This window comes from Streptomyces sp. NRRL WC-3549 (genome assembly GCF_000721935.1).
Taxonomy (GTDB): Bacteria; Actinomycetota; Actinomycetes; order Streptomycetales; family Streptomycetaceae; genus Streptomyces.
Map to the genome: position 1 here is coordinate 100,557 of NZ_KL585400.1, position 2,339 is coordinate 102,895.

A 2,339-nucleotide genomic window follows, 5' to 3' on the forward strand; every position below is an offset into this window, starting at 1 on the left:
GTGGAAGGCGTACGGCACCGGGCCCGCCGTACTCGCCGGGGACGGTCTGCTGGCCGTCGCCATGGAGACCCTCGCCGAGACGCCCGGCGCGGGCGGTGGCGCCGCCGTCCTGCGGCTGTCCGGGACACTGACCCTCCTGGTCCGGGGCCAGGCCGAGGACCTGCTCTTCGCGGACCGCCCCTGGACGGGTCCCGACGCCGTACGGACCGACGCCTACCGGACCATGGCCGAGCACAAGACCGGTTCGCTCCTCGGCTGCGCCGCCGCGCTCGGCGCCCTGCTCGGCGGGGCGCCCGACCGGACGGTCTCCGCGCTGGACCGGGCCGGGCGCCACCTCGGTGTGGCCTTCCAGGCCGTGGACGACCTGCTGGGCATCTGGGGCGACCCCGCCAGAACCGGAAAGCCGGTCCACGGCGACCTGCGGCAGCGCAAGAAGACGTACCCCGTCATCGCCGCGCTCGCCTCCCACGGGCCCACGGCACACGAACTCGCCGCCCTGCTCTCCTCCCCCTGCCCGCCCGACGGCACCACCGCCGCTCGGGCGGCGGACCTCATCGAGGCAGCCGGTGGCCGCACCGCCACCCTGGCCGAGGCCCACCAGCACCTCGACGCCGCCCGCGCCTGCCTGCGCGGCGTCGCTCTGGCACCGGACGCGGTGGACGAGATCGAGGAACTGCTCGACTACCTGGCGCTCCGCACGGTGTGAGCCACAGCCGGTGGACGCGGCACGGGACGATCCCCACCGCCACGTCCACCGGCCGCAGTTCACGGCCCGGTCTTCCCGAAGGCGCACCAGACGACCTTCCCCGGGTCCCGCTCACCCACGCCCCACCGGTCCGCGAGCGCGTCGACGATCAGCAGCCCCCGCCCCGACTCCTCGGAGGGCTCGCGCAGAACGGGCACCCCGCCCCCGCTGTCATGCACCTCGACCTTCAGGCCCCCCTCCTCCAGCAGCAGCCGCACCAGAAAGCCGCGCCCCGGCGGCACCCCGTGCAGCAGCGCGTTCGTCGCCAGTTCGCTCACGCACAGCAGTACGTCGTCCAGCCGCGCCCCGAACCCCCAGTCCGTCACGGCCTCGCGCGAGAACTCCCTGACCACGGGCACCGACCGGCGCTCCCGCCGACAGAAGCGCTCGCGGGCCAGGGAGAGTTGCATCGTCTCGTTCATGAGCCGATTGTCACTCTCCGTTGCTAAGGTAGCGCACTACGTGAGGCCGTACAGATCCGCTGTACGGGCCGCGCACGCGTGAAGTACGCACCAGGGCGGGGAGTCGAACCGTATGCACCCCAGGAAGAGGCAGCGCAGGAACGCGTCGGCCATGAAGCTCGTAGGCAAACTCGTCGGCCTGTTCCGCGTCGCGGCCGGTCTCACCCAGGCCCAACTGGCAGAGCGGGCCACCGTGCAGATGGAGACGATCGCCTCCATCGAACAGGGCCGCCGCACCCTCCTGCCGGATCTGGCCCGCCGCCTGGACGAGTTGCTGGCGACGAAGGGGGCGCTGGAGACGGCGGTGGACAACATGCCGGAGGTGGACCTGATCCCGGCATGGGCCGAGCGGTACATGGACCTGGAGCGGGAGGCGCTGGCGCTGTCCTGGTTCGAGAACCAGGTACTGCCGGGGTTACTCCAGACGGAGAGCTATGCGCGGGCGGTGTTCCGCAGCAAGGTGCCGGTCATCAGCACGCAGGAGATTGACGCCCAAGTCGCCACACGAACAGAGCGCCAGAGCATCTTGCACAGGCCAGTACCTCCGACGATCAGCTTCATCGTCTCGGAGGCCGTCCTATGCGACCGCATCGGCGGCGATGAGGTGTACGGCGAAATGCTGCGCCATCTCCTGACCTGCGCAGCGCTACCCGGCATCACGCTCCAGATCATGCCTCTCGGCCGTCACACCCACGCGGCCCTCTCCGGGCCGTTCATCCTTCTGGAAACCCCGGACTTCCAACATATCGGCTACACGGAAACCCAACGCGGAAGCCAACTCGTCGCAGACCCAGACGAGGTCAGCATCCTGGCGCAGAAATATGCGATGCTGCGGACGCAGGCTCTCAACACCGAGGACTCGAAAGGCCTGCTGGACCGGCTGCTAGGAGAGCTATGAGCACCGCACTTGAGTGGTTCAAGTCGAGCTACAGCAGCGAGGAAGGCGGCGCCTGCCTCGAAGTCGCCTACACCTGGCGCAAGTCAAGTTACAGCGGCAGCGAGGGGGGCCAGTGCGTCGAGGTCGCCGCGCACCCCGCCGCCGTGCACGTACGGGACTCCAAGAACCCCGGGGGTCCGGCCCTCACCGTCGCCCCCACCACGTGGTCCGCGTTCGCCGCGCACATCGGCGGCTG

General features: G+C 70.4%; 4 protein-coding genes. 3 read left to right on the forward strand and 1 reads right to left on the reverse strand.

Annotated features, from left to right (window positions below; all coding sequences use genetic code 11):
- On the forward strand, positions 1-706 hold a 706-nt coding region (locus IH13_RS0116300; protein ID WP_031085066.1), incomplete at its 5' end, for a polyprenyl synthetase family protein.
- A 59-nt stretch (positions 707-765) separates the two neighbouring features.
- On the opposite strand, the gene IH13_RS0116305 is transcribed toward IH13_RS0116300, so the two are convergent.
- Positions 766-1,167 (reverse strand): ATP-binding protein, encoded by a 402-nt coding sequence (locus IH13_RS0116305; RefSeq protein WP_031085068.1) that lies wholly within the window; start codon positions 1,165-1,167, stop codon positions 766-768.
- 151 nt (positions 1,168-1,318) lie between these two features.
- Here IH13_RS0116305 and IH13_RS0116310 point away from each other — a divergent pair, with 151 nt between their 5' ends.
- The gene (locus IH13_RS0116310; protein ID WP_031085069.1) at positions 1,319-2,104 is read left to right on the forward strand and encodes a helix-turn-helix domain-containing protein; all 786 of its coding nucleotides are present in this window, start codon (positions 1,319-1,321) and stop codon (positions 2,102-2,104) included.
- Positions 2,101-2,339 (forward strand): DUF397 domain-containing protein (locus IH13_RS0116315; RefSeq protein ID WP_063837450.1); only part of this gene is annotated, 239 nt, incomplete at its 3' end. The genes IH13_RS0116310 and IH13_RS0116315, both read left to right, overlap by 4 nt.

What these genes read in the sequence shown, in the direction of transcription:
- IH13_RS0116305 (WP_031085068.1), bottom strand. Translation starts at nt 1,167, where the DNA reads ATGAACGAGACGATGCAACTCTCCCTGGCCCGCGAGCGCTTCTGTCGG.
- IH13_RS0116310 (WP_031085069.1), top strand. Translation starts at nt 1,319, where the DNA reads ATGAAGCTCGTAGGCAAACTCGTCGGCCTGTTCCGCGTCGCGGCCGGT.